This is a genomic window from Flavobacterium sp. CAU 1735, from assembly GCF_039888695.1.
Taxonomy (GTDB): domain Bacteria; phylum Bacteroidota; class Bacteroidia; order Flavobacteriales; family Flavobacteriaceae; genus Flavobacterium.
This window is the reverse complement of sequence record NZ_JBDQQQ010000005.1, coordinates 116,873-134,399: the sequence shown is the minus strand read 5'-3', so window position 1 is coordinate 134,399 and position 17,527 is coordinate 116,873. Positions and strand designations below refer to the sequence as shown.

The 17,527-nt window shown below is 39.5% G+C and carries 16 protein-coding genes; 12 read left to right on the top strand and 4 right to left on the bottom strand.

What is annotated here, in order from left to right; all coding sequences use genetic code 11:
* Window positions 1-23: 23 nt before the first annotated feature.
* From rplQ to AAFN64_RS12540, 4 genes are all read left to right on the top strand, one after another.
* Window positions 24-515: a 50S ribosomal protein L17 gene (rplQ, locus tag AAFN64_RS12555; RefSeq protein WP_300489944.1), complete on the top strand. Its 492-nt coding sequence runs from the start codon at window positions 24-26 to the stop codon at window positions 513-515.
* 182 nt (window positions 516-697) lie between these two features.
* Window positions 698-1,807, top strand: a complete 1,110-nt coding sequence (carA, locus tag AAFN64_RS12550; protein ID WP_300489947.1) for a glutamine-hydrolyzing carbamoyl-phosphate synthase small subunit — start codon at window positions 698-700, stop codon at window positions 1,805-1,807.
* A 37-nt stretch (window positions 1,808-1,844) separates the two neighbouring features.
* A complete protein-coding gene (gene eno / locus AAFN64_RS12545; RefSeq protein WP_347760682.1) occupies window positions 1,845-3,137 on the top strand; it encodes a phosphopyruvate hydratase in 1,293 nt (430 codons plus the stop codon).
* A gap of 349 nt (window positions 3,138-3,486) precedes the next feature.
* The gene (locus tag AAFN64_RS12540) at window positions 3,487-4,770 is read left to right on the top strand and encodes a citrate synthase (protein WP_347760681.1); all 1,284 of its coding nucleotides are present in this window, start codon (window positions 3,487-3,489) and stop codon (window positions 4,768-4,770) included.
* A gap of 47 nt (window positions 4,771-4,817) precedes the next feature.
* On the opposite strand, the gene AAFN64_RS12535 is transcribed toward AAFN64_RS12540, so the two are convergent.
* Window positions 4,818-5,183 (bottom strand): hypothetical protein, encoded by a 366-nt coding sequence (locus AAFN64_RS12535; protein ID WP_347760680.1) that lies wholly within the window; start codon window positions 5,181-5,183, stop codon window positions 4,818-4,820.
* 173 nt (window positions 5,184-5,356) lie between these two features.
* On the opposite strand from AAFN64_RS12535, the gene AAFN64_RS12530 reads away from it, so the two are divergent.
* A complete protein-coding gene (locus AAFN64_RS12530; RefSeq protein ID WP_300489959.1) occupies window positions 5,357-6,271 on the top strand; it encodes an arginine deiminase family protein in 915 nt (304 codons plus the stop codon).
* 21 nt (window positions 6,272-6,292) lie between these two features.
* Window positions 6,293-7,231, top strand: coding sequence for an arginine deiminase-related protein (locus tag AAFN64_RS12525; protein ID WP_347760679.1), 939 nt, complete (start codon window positions 6,293-6,295; stop codon window positions 7,229-7,231).
* Between the two features lie 59 nt (window positions 7,232-7,290).
* Here AAFN64_RS12525 and AAFN64_RS12520 read toward each other — a convergent pair whose 3' ends face one another.
* The gene (locus AAFN64_RS12520) at window positions 7,291-8,196 is read right to left on the bottom strand and encodes a DUF6607 family protein (protein WP_300489963.1); all 906 of its coding nucleotides are present in this window, start codon (window positions 8,194-8,196) and stop codon (window positions 7,291-7,293) included.
* Window positions 8,197-8,386: 190 nt separating this feature from the next.
* Between AAFN64_RS12520 and AAFN64_RS12515 the strand changes: the two genes are divergently transcribed.
* From AAFN64_RS12515 to AAFN64_RS12505, 3 genes are read left to right on the top strand one after another with little or no spacing between them, the layout of a single operon-like run.
* Window positions 8,387-10,501 (top strand): TonB-dependent receptor plug domain-containing protein, encoded by a 2,115-nt coding sequence (locus AAFN64_RS12515; protein ID WP_347760678.1) that lies wholly within the window; start codon window positions 8,387-8,389, stop codon window positions 10,499-10,501.
* A 5-nt stretch (window positions 10,502-10,506) separates the two neighbouring features.
* Window positions 10,507-11,910 (top strand): HmuY family protein, encoded by a 1,404-nt coding sequence (locus tag AAFN64_RS12510; protein WP_347760677.1) that lies wholly within the window; start codon window positions 10,507-10,509, stop codon window positions 11,908-11,910.
* Window positions 11,911-11,933: 23 nt separating this feature from the next.
* Window positions 11,934-13,193 carry a T9SS type A sorting domain-containing protein gene (locus tag AAFN64_RS12505; protein WP_347760676.1) on the top strand — a complete coding sequence of 420 codons (1,260 nt, stop codon included), beginning with the start codon at window positions 11,934-11,936 and terminating at the stop codon, window positions 13,191-13,193.
* 81 nt (window positions 13,194-13,274) lie between these two features.
* On the opposite strand, the gene AAFN64_RS12500 is transcribed toward AAFN64_RS12505, so the two are convergent.
* Window positions 13,275-13,904, bottom strand: coding sequence for a MarC family NAAT transporter (locus AAFN64_RS12500; RefSeq protein ID WP_136403079.1), 630 nt, complete (start codon window positions 13,902-13,904; stop codon window positions 13,275-13,277).
* Between the two features lie 146 nt (window positions 13,905-14,050).
* Here AAFN64_RS12500 and AAFN64_RS12495 point away from each other — a divergent pair, with 146 nt between their 5' ends.
* The gene (locus tag AAFN64_RS12495) at window positions 14,051-14,407 is read left to right on the top strand and encodes a CoA-binding protein (RefSeq protein WP_347760675.1); all 357 of its coding nucleotides are present in this window, start codon (window positions 14,051-14,053) and stop codon (window positions 14,405-14,407) included.
* Here AAFN64_RS12495 and AAFN64_RS12490 read toward each other — a convergent pair.
* Window positions 14,404-15,903, bottom strand: a complete 1,500-nt coding sequence (locus AAFN64_RS12490) for a sodium:solute symporter (RefSeq protein ID WP_300489976.1) — start codon at window positions 15,901-15,903, stop codon at window positions 14,404-14,406. The two genes, AAFN64_RS12495 and AAFN64_RS12490, sit on opposite strands and share 4 nt — an antisense overlap.
* 109 nt (window positions 15,904-16,012) lie before the next feature.
* On the opposite strand from AAFN64_RS12490, the gene recR reads away from it, so the two are divergent.
* Window positions 16,013-16,633, top strand: coding sequence for a recombination mediator RecR (recR, locus tag AAFN64_RS12485; protein ID WP_347760674.1), 621 nt, complete (start codon window positions 16,013-16,015; stop codon window positions 16,631-16,633).
* Window positions 16,634-16,727: 94 nt separating this feature from the next.
* Window positions 16,728-17,525 carry a polysaccharide biosynthesis/export family protein gene (locus tag AAFN64_RS12480; RefSeq protein ID WP_300489980.1) on the top strand — a complete coding sequence of 266 codons (798 nt, stop codon included), beginning with the start codon at window positions 16,728-16,730 and terminating at the stop codon, window positions 17,523-17,525.
* The last annotated feature ends 2 nt before the right edge of the window (window positions 17,526-17,527 follow it).

The following is a 17,527-nucleotide window of genomic DNA, read 5'->3' as shown; positions in this document are numbered from 1 at the left end:
AAGCGCGATTAAATTGTATAGCAATGAGACACGGAAAAAAAATAAATCATTTAAGCAGACAGGCTGGACATAGAAAATCTATGTTGGCTAATATGGCTTGCTCACTTATTGAGCACAAGCGTATCAATACTACTGTTGCTAAAGCGAAAGCTTTAAAGCAATTCGTAGAGCCATTGGTAACAAAATCAAAAGAAGATACTACTCACAACCGTCGTGTTGTTTTCGCTTACTTACGTAACAAATACGCTGTAACGGAATTATTTAGAGAAGTAGCCGCTAAAGTTGGTGACCGTCCAGGAGGATATACTCGTATTATTAAATTGGGTAACCGTCTTGGGGATAACGCTGATATGGCAATGATCGAACTTGTAGATTTCAACGAATTGTACAACGGAGGTAAGAAAGAAGTTAAAAAAGCAACTACTCGTCGTGGTAGAGCTAAAAAGACGGAAGCTGCTCCTGCTACTGAAGCTCCGGCTGCTGAAACTACTGAAAATACAGAAGCTACTGAATAATCATGAAACAATTGATTCTTCAATAAAAATTAAGGATGAACTTTTTAAGTTTGTCCTTTTTTTTTGCCTTTTTCTTTCGGATTCCAAATGTCAAAATGAAAAAAGAACAGCGGTTTTGTCCGAATAGTTTCCAGAAAGAAGAATTTAGATTAAATTTGCAAAATTTTACAACACAACACACAATGAAATATTCAAATCGAAATCAAGCCATCCTTTTACTAAGTGACGGAACTGTTTTCCATGGAAAATCCATAGGAATTGAAGGAACCACTTTTGGAGAGGTTTGTTTTAACACCGGAATGACCGGATATCAGGAAATCTTTACCGATCCGTCTTATTTCGGACAAATCATGGTGGCAACCAATGCGCACATCGGAAACTACGGTGTTCATGAAGATGAAGTGGATTCCGACGGAATCAAAATTGCCGGACTGGTTTGTAAAAACTTTAGCTTTAATTATTCCAGACCCGATGCTTCCGAAGGTTTATTCGAATACTTCGAAAAAGTAAACCTTGTTGCAATCTCCGATGTCGATACGCGTGCTTTGGTGAGTTATATCCGCGATAATGGCGCTATGAATGCCGTAATTTGTACCGATGGAACACCGTTGGAAGAATTGAAAAAACAATTGGCCGCTGTTCCGGATATGAAAGGTTTGGAATTGGCTTCCACTGTGTCGACAAAAGAGCCTTACTTTTTTGGTGATGAAAAGGCAACTTATCGTATCGCAGCACTTGATTTAGGTATCAAAACCAATATTTTGAGATGCCTGGCCGAAAGAGACTGCTATATCAAAGTATTCCCATACAATACTTCCTTTGAAGATTTAAAAGCATTTAATCCGGATGGATATTTCCTATCCAACGGACCTGGTGATCCGGATCCGTTAAAAGGTGTACAGGAAGTGGCACGCCAGATCCTGGCTACCGATGTTCCGGTTTTCGGAATCTGCCTTGGACATCAGATTATTGCTTTAGCGAATGGAATTTCGACCTATAAAATGTTTAACGGTCACCGTGGAATCAACCACCCGGTGATGAATGTAATCACAAACAGAGGTGAAATCACGTCGCAGAACCACGGTTTTGCCGTAGTGCGTGAAGAATTGGAAAAACACCCTGATTTTGAAATTACCCATGTGCATTTGAACGACGGTACCGTAGCCGGTATGCGAATGAAAAACAAAAGTTGTTTCTCCGTACAATATCACCCGGAAGCGAGTCCCGGACCGCACGATGCCCGTTATTTATTTGACCAATTCGTCGAAAACATTAAATTAGCTAAAAATTAATCCGGCCTTTTTTAAAGGCAATCAAAAAGTATCAATTATGAGCATGATTATTAAAGTTCACGCAAGACAAATATTAGACTCCAGAGGTAATCCAACAGTAGAAGTAGATGTGTTTACCGAAAACGGTATCATGGGAAGAGCTGCTGTTCCATCGGGAGCTTCAACCGGAGAGCACGAAGCTGTCGAATTAAGAGACGGTGGAAAAGCATATATGGGGAAAGGTGTTTTAAAAGCGGTGGAAAATGTAAATATAACAATCGCATCCGAAATCGTTGGAATGTCGGTTTTCGAACAAAATGCCATCGATAAAGTAATGATCGAATTGGATGGAACGCCAAATAAATCCAATTTAGGCGCAAACGCTATTCTTGGAGTTTCTTTGGCTGTGGCAAAAGCGGCAGCAAACGAACTGGGAATGCCATTATATCGTTACGTAGGTGGTGTTTCGGCAAACACACTTCCGGTACCGATGATGAACATTATCAACGGAGGATCACATTCCGATGCGCCTATCGCATTTCAGGAGTTTATGATCATGCCGGTAAAAGCGCAAAACTTTACGCATGCGATGCAAATGGGAACGGAAATTTTCCATAACCTGAAAAAAGTATTGCACGATAGAAATCTAAGTACTGCTGTTGGTGATGAAGGAGGTTTTGCTCCAAATCTGGCTGGTGGTACCGAAGATGCCTTGGATTCGATTAAATTGGCAGTAGAAAATGCCGGATATACTTTCGGAGATGACGTAATGATCGCTTTGGATTGTGCGGCATCCGAATTCTATATCGATGGTAAATACGATTATACCAAATTTGAAGGCGCTACCGGAAAAGTAAGAACGTCCGAAGAGCAAGCACAATATTTAGCCGATTTGGCTGCAAAATATCCGATTATTTCGATTGAAGACGGAATGTATGAAGACGATTGGAACGGATGGAAATTATTAACCGAAAAAATCGGTGATAAAGTACAGTTGGTAGGTGATGATTTATTTGTGACCAACGTACAGCGTTTGTCAAGAGGAATTAACGAAAATATCGCTAATTCCATCCTGATCAAGGTAAACCAGATCGGAACGTTAACCGAAACCATAGCAGCGGTAAACATGGCGCATAATGCCGGATATACGTCTGTAATGTCGCACCGCTCCGGAGAAACGGAAGACAATACTATCGCCGACCTGGCCGTAGCATTAAACTGTGGACAAATTAAGACAGGATCGGCTTCCCGTTCCGACCGTATGGCAAAATACAATCAATTGCTTCGAATTGAAGAAGAATTAGCTGAAGTTGCTTATTTTCCACAGGAAAGAGCATTTAAAGTGAAATAACAACGCTTTTAAGTATAGGAAAAGGCTGTCCGATAAGGATGGCCTTTTTTGTTGCATTACACCTGACAGGTTTCCAAAACCTGTCAGGTGTCTCATTATGAAAAATAGCGATAAAAAAGCGTGTTTTATGTAACATCCCGGTATTTTTTAGTAACGTAATTTAACTTGAGAAAACACGACTTTACAGGGTGTTTTTTTGTGCGGTAAAAAATGTGAAAAATGTAATTTTTACGCTTAATTTTTACGGAATAATTAACGATTTCCTTGCTTGATTTTCTTTCCATTTCGATTGGAATTGCTTAAATTCGCAGATAACAAAAATATTTTACATTTAATTCCTAATACAAACATGTCAAAAACTGCAATATTAGAAATTGATGGCAACAAATATGAATTCCCGGTAATAGTAGGAAGCGAGAACGAAGTTGCTATCGATATAGAAAAATTACGTGCTGCAACTGGCGCGATTACGCTTGACCCGGGGTATAAAAATTCAGGATCTTGTAAAAGTGATATCACTTTCCTTGACGGGGAGCAAGGTATTCTTCGTTACAGAGGATATGCCATTGAAGACCTGGCGGAAAAAGCAAACTTTTTAGAAGTTTCGTATCTGGTTATTTTTGGCGAATTGCCAACAGCAGCCCAATTAGAAAAATTCGAAAACGATATTCGTAAATACACGTTGGTTAATGAAGAAATGAAAAACATCATCGATGGTTTTCCAAAAACGGCACACCCAATGGGCGTTCTGTCTTCACTAACAAGTGCACTTACAGCGTTTAATCCGAAAGTTGTCAATGTTGAAAACGAAGAGGAAATGTACACCGCTGTTTGTAAAACAATGGGTAAATTCCTGGTATTGGCTACCTGGACTTTCCGTAAAACTTCTGGTTTCCCGTTAAACTACTACGACAATACGAAAGGATATGTGGAAAACTTCCTTCGTTTGATGTTCGAATTACCAACTGGACCGTATAACGTCAATCCGGTTATCGTAGATGCGCTGGATAAATTATTCATCCTTCATGCCGATCACGAACAAAACTGTTCTACATCAACAGTACGTATGGTAGGTTCGTCTCATGCTGGTTTATTTGCTTCAATCTCTGCCGGTGTTTCTGCTTTATGGGGACCACTACACGGAGGTGCAAATCAGGCGGTATTGGAAATGTTGGAAGAAATCCAGAAAGATGGAGGTGATGCGGAGAAATATTTAGCGAAAGCGAAAGATAAAAACGATCCTTTCCGTTTAATGGGATTCGGACACCGTGTTTATAAAAACTTCGACCCACGTGCGAAAATCATCAAAAAAGCAGCTGATGAAGTATTGGCTACTTTAGGAGTTAACGATCCAATCTTGAACATCGCGAAACAATTAGAAGAGTCTGCTTTACAAGATGAGTATTTCAAATCGAGAAACTTATATCCAAACGTAGATTTCTATTCCGGAATTATTTACCGTGCTTTAGGAATCCCGACCGATATGTTTACCGTATTGTTCGCAATCGGACGTCTTCCGGGATGGATTGCACAATGGAAAGAAATGCGTGTTAACAAAGAACCAATCGGACGTCCACGTCAGGTGTATACCGGTTATGCATTGCGTTCTTTTAAACCGATGAACGAAAGATAATAGTTGTTATCATAAAAAAAAATCCCGAAGTAGCTTCGGGATTTTTTTTATTCTGTAGTTTTTTCCGTTTCCGAATCGTCAGATACATCGTCTGCTTTCTCTTCTGTCTTATTAATCCAATCGGAAACCGACTCTTTTGCATCGGCGGCTTTTTCTTCAAACCATTCGCCGGCATCGGTTATGGTGTCTTTGGCCTTGTCGGCAAAGTTGGTTACCGTTTCCGATACACCCATTTCTTCCAGTTTGTTAGAAACAGTATCGCCGATATCAGTAACCGTCTCGGCTACCTCTTTGGAAAAAGACTCGATTTTGTCTGATGCCGCTTCAGACGTACTATGTAAGGCGTCGCCAACATTTTCGGTAGTCTGTTTGGCCTTCCCGAAAAGCGAACTAAAAAAGCTTGATAATCCCATGTTTTGTAGTTTTTTAAGTAAATGTATTAAAAAATTATTTTTTGTTAACTTATAATCGCTTTATTTTTAAGTTATTATAATTCGGAAGAATAATTCGCAATCAGTCGGATATTTGATCGGGACTTTTTTATTAATCAAAGCCCTTTGTTTATATTTGCCAAAAGCCAAAAGCTATGTTAAGTCTAAATGTAAAAAATGAAACGTCGCGGCTTAGAGCCGTCGTTTTAGGAACTGCAGTAAATAATGGACCAACGCCCACGATCGATGAGGCCTATGATCCGAAATCATTAGAACATATTAAAGCGGGAACCTATCCCGTGGAACCCGATATGATCAAAGAAATGGATGCCTTTAATGCCGTTTTCGAAAAATACGATGTTAAAGTATACCGCCCGGAAATTATCGAAAGCTATAACCAAATCTTTTCCCGTGATATCGGTTTTGTCATTGATGATACTTTTGTTAAAGCCAATATATTACCGGATCGCGAAAGAGAATTGGATGCTATCCAGTATGTAATCGACCAGATGAACCCGGCAAAAGTGGTTCGCCCACCCGAAGAAGTGCATATTGAAGGTGGCGATGTAATGGTGTGGAATGATCATATTTTTATCGGAACCTATAAAGGAAGCGATTATAAAGACTATATCACGGCACGTACCAATATGGAAGGTGTAGCCTACATCAAAAATCTGTTTCCAAACAAAATTGTAAAAGAATTTGATTTGGTAAAATCGAAGATCGAGCCGAGAGATAATGCCTTACACCTGGATTGTTGTTTTCAACCGGTAGGAACCGATAAGGGAATTATCTACAAAAGTGGATTCCGCGAAGAAGCCGATTATATGTATCTGGTTAATCTTTTTGGAATGGAAAACCTGTTCCATATCGAAAGAGAGGAGATGTATCAGATGAATTCCAATGTGTTTTCGATTGCACCGGACGTAGTCGTGTCGGAACGCAATTTTACACGACTAAACAACTGGTTGCGCAGTAAGGGGATAACGGTAGAGGAAATTCCATATGCCGAAATCGCCAAACAGGAAGGGCTTTTACGATGTTCTACCTTACCGTTGATCCGGGATTAATAATTTTAAGAAAATAGTGTTATGAAACAAACAACAAATACCATTTTGATGATCCGCCCGGTGGCGTTCCGTATGAACGAACAAACGGCTGTAAATAATTATTACCAAAAAGTATTGGACAACCTGTTGCCGGCTACCGTAAATGCCAAAGCACAGGAAGAGTTTGATGCTTTTGTTGAAAAACTAAAAAACGTTGGTGTAAACGTTATCGTTGTGGATGATACCGTTACTCCGGACACGCCGGATAGTATTTTTCCGAACAACTGGATTTCGTTCCACGAAAACGGAGATGTGGCTTTGTATCCAATGTTTGCCGAAAACCGTCGTTTAGAGCGTCGTGAGGATATATTGGATATTTTAGAAGAAAAAGGTTTTCAAATCGAAAATCTTGTGGATTATACATCGGCAGAAGAAGATAATATCTTTTTGGAAGGAACCGGAAGTTTACTGTTGGATCGTGAAAACGGAAAAGCCTATTGCGCTTTGTCGCCACGAGCAGATGAGGAACTGATGATTGAGTTTTGTGAAGATTTCGAATTGAACCCGGTGATTTTTGAAGCGTATCAAACGGTAAACGGAGAGCGCAAGCATATCTATCATACGAACGTGATGATGTGTTTGGGGGAAACATTTGCGGTGATCTGTGCCGATTGTATCGATGATACCAAAGAGCGTAAAATGGTATTGGATTGCCTGAAATCGGACGGAAAGGAAATTATATTAATCACGGAAGATCAGGTGAATAATTTTGCCGGAAATATGTTACAGGTTCGTGGTACTGATGATAAGCGTTATTTGGTGATGAGTGCTTCGGCGCATCAGAGTCTGACAAAAGATCAGATCGCGAAAATCGAAAAACACTGTGAAATTTTAAGCTCCAGTCTGGATACGATTGAAGCCTGTGGTGGTGGAAGTGCCCGTTGTATGATGGCGGAAGTATTTTTGCCGGAAGCAGAATAAGTAACTGTTTAGATATAAAAAAAGCCGCTATATAGCGGCTTTTTATGTTGTAAGAAGTATTAGTTTTTTACAAAGCTATCGATGATTTTGTCTGTCTCCGCTTTTGGAGTATCTCCTTTTAAGTCGAATAAATAACCGAATAACGATTTACGGTTTACTTTTTCTTCTAAGTTTAAATCTTTATTTCTGTCGAAGATTGTTTGCCATTTGTCGCGAACGTTTTTCCACATGGCTTTGTTTTCTTTCCAGTATTTGTGAGCGGCAACACATTTAGAATCGGCTACTTTTGTGTAGATGTCGATTCCTTTTTCCTGTGCTAATACTACATCTTTACCAGCATCGTCACGTTTGATTTTTTTGTTATCCTGGTTGTGGATCCATCCGAATTTCGTGATTTCATGCTCGTTTCTTCTGTTTAAAACATTGTAATCGTTACGGATTGTGTGCTCTCTTCGTGGAAGTGGCGCATCGGTGTAGTTTCTCCAGTATGAAGTTCCGTCAACGTGAACCCATGTTGCTGTTCCTTCATAACGCGGACTATCGTCTACCTGGAATACACGTTGTGTCCATTGTCCTTTTACATCGGCTTTAGAAAGCGTTTTGTATTTCCATGACGTGTCTTTAAAGAAATCGTATAAACGGGTGTTTTCAAATTCCCAATCCTGTCTCCAGTGTTTTACAATCATAGTGTCTCCTACAATTAGTAAATGCTGCATTACGATTTTGTTTGGTTTGTCTTCAACCAATTCTACCCACTCTAATCCTTTGTCATATTTTGTAGGGGATGGTTTGTAGTTCTCGTCTTTTGTAGTTTTAAAAGTCTCTGCGAAATTAAACTCTACTTCATAACATCCGCACATAGATTTGATCGCGTCGATGTCTTGTTTTTTCTTATTGCCTTGTGCATGACCTAAAAAGGCTGCAAACAATAAAGCAACAGTTACTTTTTGTTTTAGATTTTTCATTATGATGTATTAATTAAAAAATTTCCTGTGCAAAAATATTAAATTTATTTAGAACGAATAAAAATTATCACTTACATTTGCAGAAAATTATTAAGAATAAGTCTAAATTAAGACAATAAATGTTGTGTCATATTTTCTATTTGGTTGATCAACAATTCTTAAAGTCAAAAAAACGCACAAAAAAAAACGCATGGGTTTCAAAATAAAAATTTGCAGCGGGTTATTTCTACTGGGAGCTTTTTCCGGTTTTGCACAAGAAAATGACAGCATCGTCCCTAAAGTTAACAAATTGGATGAAGTAGTCGTAACCGGACAATACAATCCACAATCGGTTAAAAAATCGGTTTTCGAAGTAAAAGTAATCACCAGAGCCGATATCGACAGACAAGCCGGAAACAACCTGGCCGACATCCTAAATCAGACCTTAAACATTAATATCATACCAAATGCTTCTACCGGAAAATCGGGTGTGCAGTTATTTGGATTGGATGCGCAGTATTTTAAAATATTAGTGGATAATATTCCGGTTGTAAACGACGAAGGTTTGGGTAATAATACCGACCTGACGCAAATTAACCTTGACGATATTCAGCAAATCGAAATCGTGGAAGGTTCCATGGGAGTTGATTACGGTGCAAATGCCGTTTCCGGAATTATCAACATCATCACTAAAAAATCGTCTCAGTATAAATGGGAAGTGACACCTTATATTCAGGAAGAGACGGTTGGAAAAGAATATAATTTTGCCGACAAAGGACGTCATATCCAGTCAATCAAAATCGGACATAACTTTAATGAGAAGTTTTACGCTAACGCAATGTTTACCCGTAACGACTTTAAAGGATTCTGGAACGATAAAATGGGTGAGAATTATGTAAATAACGACGGACTTAGAGGTTACGAATGGTTGCCAAAAGTACAGTTAAACGCCAAATCATTATTAGCGTATACCACAAAAAACTACCGTTTGTTCTATAAATTTGAGTTCTTTCAAGAAACAACCGATCGTTTTAGTGCCGATGTTCAACAAAATTTTGATCCGGTTACCGCAACGGATAACCCGATAGCAAAAGATGAAATTTACAGTTCTACGCGATATTACCATCATTTAAACGCTTCCGGAAAATTTGGTGACAACGGAATGAATTACGATGTGTCGTTTTCCTATCAGGAGCAAACCCGTGATCTTGAAAAATACAACTACAGAATCCGTCAGCAGGAGCATTTCGGAACGGAGAAATTAGAATACGAATCCCGAAAAGTATACTATTCCAAAGGGTTTTTCTCCAACTTCCTGAAAAATGAAACGTTTAATCTTCAGGCGGGATACGAAGTAAACAGTGTTAACGGGTATATTACCAGCTTAGCCGGATTGTTTAACGGTGAAAATATCGAAAGAGAATTAAACTCGTACGATGTATACACCTCTTCCGAAATCAATTTTAACAAACGCTTCTCGATTCGTCCGGGTGTACGTATGTTGTTGTCATCCAAATTCGATACACAGGCGGCGCTTTCATTGAGTGCGAAATATGCTTTCGACAGCGGATACGAATTACGCGCCATTGTAGGTACGGCACCACGACTACCAAACTTCGATGAGTTGTATACCTATATGGTCGATGTAAACCATAACATTCAAGGGAATCCAAACTTAAATCCGGAACAAGGGAAATCAATTTTCCTACACCTGAAAAAAGATACCAAAATCAACGAGGCGTTCTCGATGCAAAACAAACTTTCGGGTTGGTTTATGGATGTAAAAGACAGAATCGAAATGATCATTATCCAACAATCGCCTTTAGTATACCAATATAACAATATTGATGTGTATAAAACCTGGGGATTGTCGCTAACGAATACCGCACAATACAAAAACTTTACCGGTAATTTCGGGGTTACCTTCTCCGGAATTTCAAAAGTGTTAGACAGTGGTGTATTGTCAAACGACGATTATCTGTATGCGTTCCAATTAAATGCGAATACGTCGTATAGCTTACCAAAATGGGGAACTGTTTTCTCGGCCTACGTAAAATATAACGGACCGCAATATCAGTTTGTAGAAAGAAACGGCGCATTGGAAAGAGGAAAACAAAATCCATTTACTTGGTTGGATGCGACGATCAAGAAAACCTTTTTGGATAAAAAACTGGAAGCGACTATCGGAGCGAGAAACCTTTTGGATATCACGACGATTAATACCACGGCTACAGAAGCCGGAGCGCATTCGGCAGCCGGAACAAATATCCTGATGGGATATGGAAGATCCTACTTCGTAAAATTATTGTATAAGTTAAATATGTAATCAACATGAAATCTAAAATACTACAAATAGCATTAGCCTTGATCCTGTTCGTAACAGTATCGTGCGAAAAAGATTATACTGTTGAACAGAATCCTTTTGTGATTGCTTTCGAAAGACAATCGATCGATTTTTCGACCATTCCGGATCAAAGGGAAATGAAACTGATTTTTTCGGAACCGGCAAAAACCGATGGGAAAATCAGTATTAAATTATCGGGAACCCATGCCAGTTATGGAGTAGACTTTAGTACGCTTCCGGAAGCACAGGGCGGTATTTTGGAACTTCCGTTTGCAAAAGGGCAAAGCGAATTGACGTTTACATTTAAAAACCTGATTTACCCGTTTGATAACGACGAAAAATCCATTTTGATGGAAGTGGTTGCAATCAATTATACCGGTGAAACATCGATTCAGGGATATACAACGTCATTGGTATCGTTCCAAAGATCTTTGGGAGCGACATTACTACCGGAAATTGGAGGACCTAATCAGGGGAATCAGATTTTTGTCGATTTAAGTAAAGAAACAATGACCAGTTCCCGTAGAGATGTTTGGGATTTGGGATTCTATTCCGGAAACCAATTCCGCGTAACAATCAACGGTTCGCTATATATGGCGGTTAAAAAACTGGATGCTACCAATATCGATGCCGTTACACCGGCAAGTGTTAGTGCTTTTCAGGCGCAAGTTGCCGTTGGAACCTTCGATCCGACCAATACCAATTATATCGATGCGCCAAATGGCATGATTAATCAAACAGCCATCGCTGAAATTTCTGCAAACGACGCTGAGAACAATGTATATCTGGTAAATATGGGATATACCATCGGTAATACAACGCCACCGGCGGGAACTGTAGCTATTGCAGGTGATGCTCGTGGATGGAAAAAAATAAGAATCTTACGCGACGGTGACAACTATATGTTACAATATGCCGATTTGAACAGTACGACACACCAACAGGTTTCGATCCCTAAAAAACCGGATTACAACTTTACGTTCTTTAGTCTGGCGACACAAAATGTCGTGAATGTGGAACCGCAAAAGAATTTATGGGATCTGTGTTTTACCGTATTTACCAACGAAATTGTAAATTCTGGTTCTTATGGTTATTCCGATTTCGTATTGAACAACCTGAAAGCAGGTGTGAGAGGCTATAGAGTAGCGGTGACTTCGGCTGTGAATTTTGGCAATTTCACCATGGCGAATGTAGTGGAAAGTAATTTTATGGACGATCAGCGTGTGATTGGTGCCGAATGGCGCGATGTGTTCACCGGTAGTGCTTATACCGATCGCTTTTATGTGATTAAAGATACCGATGGAAATTACTATAAAGTGCGAATGCTGGAATTCTTAAATGAAGGTGGCGTACGTGGATATCCAAAATTTGAATATAAACTGATACAATAAATATAATTAAATCTAGTACTACTATGAAAAAACAAATACTACTTTTAGCAGCAATGCTGGTTGGTTCATTTGCGGGCGCTCAGACCGTTCAGGAAGGAACGGTAACCATGGGACCAAGTTACGCAAATCAGGTGTATTTTAAATTCGCTACTCCGGGAGTGACTAATGCTTACCCACACAGTTCTTGGGATGTTGCTTTCTACAGAAAAAGTGCAATGGCTTTTGCAACCCGTATTAACGATGCAAAAGGTATTGAAGTTTACCAGGCTTCCAATACGGTAAGCAACTGGGCTTCTATCGATGTAAGTCAGGTGGCAAACTGGACACGTCTGTACAACAGTGATATCGAGTGGACAAAAGGAGCTTTCGATTATGGTACGGCTACTTATGGTTGGGGCGAATATAACATGGCAAACCACCACGTAACCGGATCGATCATTTTTGTATTGAAATATCCAAATGGGACCTATAAAAAATTCAAAATAGATGATTTCTTCTCTGGTTATACCTTTACGTATGCAACCTGGAATGCAGGAACAAGTACTTGGAGCGCCGATCAGACAAAAGTGGTAGCGAATGCAACGAACCCGAACAATATCTTTAATTATTTCTCTTTGGAAACGGACGCAGCGATTATAGCTGAGCCGGCTACTGCAGATTGGGATTTGATCTTTACAAAGTTCACAACCGATTACCCAATGGGAGGAAGTACAACGAAATATCAGGTAACGGGTGCTTTACACCACCCGGATGTTAAAGTGGCTAAAAATACAGAGCCAGGAGGTGTAATGAATACATCTAATCTTACTTTCGCTTCGGCTATCAATACTATCGGATACGACTGGAAAACATTTACCGGATCGACTTATACTATCGATGGATCGAAAGCATATTACGTAAAACAAGCTAATGGTACTGTTTACCGTATGGTATTCACAACATTTGCAGGAAGTTCAACTGGAGTGATCAAATTCAACTACCAGGATGTAACCAGTGCTTTGGGAACGGTATCATTTGAAGATAAGATCGCTTTCGGAATTTACCCGAATCCGTCTTTAGATAAAAAAATCAATTTGATCTACGATATTAAAGAAAATATGGATGCCAACAGTAAAGTGAGTATCTATTCGATGACAGGTGCGAAAGTTTTCGAAACCGCTATCGAAACTGCTCAGGGATTCTATAGCAGAGAATTGGATTTATCTGCTTTAGGAACCGGTATCTATATACTGAATCTTGAGTCGGGAAGTAGTACGATTACTAAAAAAGTAATCTTAAAGTAATACTTTCCAATTGAGTAGTTAGTTTAAATGTTTGTTTTTGTTTTAGAAAGAGATTTCAGTATTGAAATCTCTTTCTTCTTTTTAGGGCGATACGGTTTTTAAGATGTTCACCACCGCACTGCTGATATATTGTATTCCGATGGCGATGACGATAAAACCGATAATTCTCGAAATCGCTACAATTCCCGAAGCTCCAAGAATACGGGAAAGGTAATGCGCACTTTTTAAAATGATAAAGATGGTAAGCGCTACCGCTAAAATAGCCGAGCAGACAATCGCTTTTTCGGTTACCTCGGTAAAATCCTGATAAAACGCAATTAATAAGGAAATGGAACCCGGTCCGGCCAACATCGGGATTGCCAATGGTGTTAACGCAATATCACTACGCTTCTGAGCATCGTGCGCCACTTTTTTATTAACACCTCTTGTTTTGTTGAATTTTCCGGAAAGCAATGCAAATCCCGAATTTACGATCACCAATCCTCCGGCAATACGTAGCGCATCGATACTGATACCGAAAAACTTCAATACATATTCGCCGATAAAAAACGAAATGACCAGAATAATAAAAACGTTGACAGCGGTCCATAATGAAATTCTCGATCGTTCAGCGCTGCTTTCGTGATGCGTCAGTCCAACGAAAATCGGGATAACGCCCAAAGGGTTCAAAACGGAAAAAAGGGCTGCGAAAATGTAAATAAATAGTTCCATAGTTTTTTTTGCAAAATAAAACGTTAATATTCCTTTCGGCTTTAGGGGAGTGTTATTTCAAAGTTATGATAAAACAATGTTATAATTGATTTGAAATGTAAGAAAATAAGCGATAAATACGTAATTTTATACTTAAATATACGAATATGAAGACATTGGTTATCGGAGCTTCGTCAAATCCGGAGCGTTATGCGAATATGGCATTGAAAAGTCTTTTAAAGCACCAACACGAAGTCGTGGCAGTCGGGCTTAAAAAAGAAGTGGTGGAAGGCGTGACTATCGAAACGGAAAAAATACCGTTTACCGGCGTGCATACGGTTACTTTATACCTGAATCCGGTACGCCAACAGGAGTATTATGACTATATCATTAGCCTGAAACCACAACGCGTGATCTTTAATCCCGGAACGGAAAATCCTGAGTTGTACCGTCTGCTTGAAGCAAACGGCATCGGTTATGAAGTAGCCTGTACTTTGGTGTTGTTAACGACCAACCAGTTTTAAGCGATTTTTCTTTTCTGACTAATCGCCAGTAACAGTAAAAATGTAATGAGTCCGTTGATAATGATCAACTCGTTATCAAACACATAATCGCCAAAAAATACTTTCGAATGCTGACTTAAATAGAAGGTCAGTGCCGGTGCTAATACGCAGATAAAAGGAACTAATTTGTCGCGTACACCACGGCTTTTTACAAATAATCCGAAAGCATATAATCCCAATAACGGGCCATAGGTATACGATGCAATCTTAAAGATCATACTCACCACTGAAGCATCGTTGATCTCGTTAAAAATGATGATCACCAGAAACATCAACAAGGAAAAGGAAATATGAACTAGATGACGGGTTCTTACAATATTCGGTTTGTTGGCATTTTCGGCTTTGTCCATTCCTAAGAAATCAACACAAAAAGAAGTGGTTAGTGCCGTTAATGCCGAATCGGTTGTCGCAAAAGTAGCGGCCGTTAGTCCTAACAGGAATACAATCGAAGGAATGAGTGTTAAATGATGGAACGCAATTTCCGGGAATAATAAATCCGTACGCGGTTTACCGGTTATCGCATCCAAAGGCACTTCGATTCCGTTTTTGCCGGCATACAAGTACAATAATGCACCTACACTTAGAAAGAATAAATTGATCACCACAAAAATGGCCGTAAAGGAAAACATATTCTTTTGAGCCTCTCCAATATTTTTACAGCTCAGGTTTTTTTGCATCAAATCCTGATCCAGTCCAACCATCGCAATGGTTACAAAAATGCCACCCAATACCTGTTTTACAAAATGGTACCGACTTCCGATAAAATCATCAAAGAAGAATATTTTGGAATAATTACTCTCTTTTATCGCCTCGAACGCTTGTACCGCATTATAATCAAGACTGTCACAGATAAAATAAATCGTAAAAAATACCGACGATACCAGGAACAACGTTTGTAAGGTGTCGGTGACAATAATCGTTTTTAAGCCGCCTTTATAGGTATAGGCAAAGATCAAACCGAGTGATATCAGTACGGTAAACGAAAAAGGCACATTATAGAAATCAAATACATAACGTTGTAAAACAATCACTACCAGATACAGTCGGAAAGCCGATCCGATGGTACGACTCAACAGGAAAATAGACGCGGCGGCCTTATAACTGTAGTAGCCCAACCGTTTTTCCATATACTCGTAAATCGATGTCAGGTTCATTCGGTAATACAACGGAAGCAATACGGTGGCAACAATGATAAAGCCAATGGCATTACCGAGTACAAACTGAAAATATTTGAATTCCTCTCCGTTAGGCGAACCTACCTCGCCCGGAACGGAAATAAACGTAACACCCGAAAGTGCCGTTCCGATCATCCCGAAAGCCACCAGATACCATTTGGAATTTTTATTAGCCTTAAAAAAGGCATCATTACTATGGTCTTTTTTGCTGATAACATTGGATATCAGGATTAAAAGTCCAAAGTAAATAACAATGATGGTCAATATGGTAAAAGGTGTCATTTTTGATATTTTAGGTGGAGCCAAAATACAAAAAAATGTTAATTTGAGATCACTTTTTCAACGGATTGACGTGAGATAAAATTCAATTAAAAAGAGTAATTTTGTCCCTATGGAATTCTCATCAAAATTATTGGAAAAGGCGGTCAACGAAATGTCGCAATTACCGGGAATCGGAAAGCGTACGGCGTTACGACTGGTGCTTCATTTGCTAAAACAACCGAAAGAGCAAACGCAGCTATTGGCAAGTGCTTTAACGCAACTCCGGGAAGACATTCGTTTTTGTTCCCGTTGCCATAATATTTCCGATGAAGAAATCTGTTATATCTGTTCCAATCCCGTACGGGAACAATCGGTGGTTTGTGTGGTCGAAGATATCCGTGATGTGATGGCACTCGAAAATACCGGATTATACAAAGGCTTGTACCATGTGTTGGGTGGAAAGATTTCCCCAATCGACGGAGTAGGGCCGAGTCAGTTAAATATTCCATCATTGGTGGAAAAAGTAAAATCCGGAGCCGTAAAGGAAATTATTTTTGCACTGAGTTCGACTATGGAAGGCGATACGACCAATTTCTATATTTACAGACAAATCAAAGACTGTGACGTAATCGTTTCGGCTATTGCGCGCGGAATTGCAATTGGCGACGAACTGGAATATGCCGATGAGGTAACGCTGGGACGTAGTATTTTGCATCGAATTCCTTTTGAAAATGCCATTAAAAATTCCTAAAACTTTAAAAAATTAACGTTTCTTTGTAAAGCTATAGTACCGTACGTAAAATAGCCTTTGATAAACTATATTTGTTGCTCAAAAAGTCATCAGAATGATAAAAACATTTTTAATGTTACTATTGGTCGGAATCTTTTCGGTTTCGTGTGTGTCCAATAAAGAATTATTGTATTTGCAGAACTATAGTAAAGATACGCTGGCTGTGGCGGTAAATCCCGTACTGTTTAAACCGTACCGTATACAGACCAACGATGTGGTGAGCATTAAAATAAAAGCACTGGATCAGAAACTGGTCGATATGTTTAACCCTGCCGCGGCGGCGGGAAGCAGTGCCAATGGTGAAACGGAACAAAGTCTGTATTTTAACGGATTTTCGGTAAACGATCACGGAAACATCCGTATTCCGGTTTTGGGCGAAATAAATGTACTCGGTTATACCCTTGACGAAGTACGGATTCGGATTGAAAAGCAATTGCTGGAAGAATACTTTAGAAAAGAAGCTAATATTTTTGTCGACGTTCGTCTGGCCGGTTTCCGCTACACAATTAATGGCGAAATAACGGTTCCGGGAACAAAAGTACTCTATCAGGATAAAGTTACGATTATGCAGGCGATCGCTAATTCCGGCGATATTACAATGACCGGAAATCGAAAAGAAGTTATGATCATTCGACAATATCCACACGGTACCGAAATGCATACCATCAACCTTACCGATGCCAAAGCCATGCAATCTCCGTATTATTACATACAGCCCAACGATTATATTTATGTCAAGCCGCTAAAACAAAAATCATGGGGAACGGGAACTACCGGAACGCAGACTGTGGCGACCATCATAACCGCGATGTCGCTGGTTACAACAACGTTTTTACTCTTTAAAAACCTATAGTA